This window comes from Bartonella sp. MR168JLCBS (assembly GCF_042194175.1).
In genome coordinates this window covers 1-797 of the sequence record NZ_JBHIMP010000292.1, presented here as the reverse complement: position 1 = coordinate 797, position 797 = coordinate 1, and the positions used below count along the sequence as shown (strand labels likewise).

General features: G+C 43.8%; 1 protein-coding gene. It reads right to left on the bottom strand.

Features of this window, described 5'->3' with window-relative positions; all coding sequences use genetic code 11:
• On the bottom strand, window positions 1-797 hold a 797-nt coding region (ftsA, locus tag ACFIK8_RS10950; protein WP_375669443.1), incomplete at both ends, for a cell division protein FtsA.

The following is a 797-nucleotide window of genomic DNA, read 5'->3' as shown; positions in this document are numbered from 1 at the left end:
GAGAAGGAAGCCTAGAAATGCCTAAAGGCCGCCCTATACGAACATTTCTTCCCAATATAATACGGGCCATTTCTGGCAACCCTGTTAACTGGCTTGCTCCTCCGGCCAAAATAACACGCTTACCAATGATGTGACCAAAACCAGAACGATTCAAACAATCACGCACCATCTCCAATATTTCTTCAACACGTGCACGAATGATACGTCCTAGAACAGCACGTGGATATTGGATTTCACCAGGCTTGTTGCCAATCTCTGTCACATTAATCATATGCCGCTCATCAGCACTTGTCAGAAGTGCTGAACCGTAGACAACCTTTAAACGTTCTGCTTCGGTAATAGACATAGAGAATCCACGCGCAACATCGAGAGTCACATGATATCCCCCAACGGCAAGCGCATCGGCATGGACAAATTTTCCTTCAGAAAATACTGAAAATGTTGTTGTTCCACCACCAAAATCAATACAAGCTGCTCCTAAATGCGCCTCATCATTCATCAAAACAGCAAGACCACTTGCAAAGGGAGTTACAACCATTGCTTCAACGCTCAAATGCGCACGATTAATGCAAGCTTCTAAATTACGTAAAGACGCTGTTTCCGCTGTTACAACATGCACATCTACACCAAATAATTCCCCTGTCATGCCGATAGGATCAGAAATTCCTTTATCTCCATCTAATACATAAGAGACTGGAACTGAATGCAAGACATGGCGCTCAGCATCAAAAGCTTTGTGCGAAACATCTGCCAATGCCATACGCACATCACGCTTAGTTACTTCACGACCATTTAAA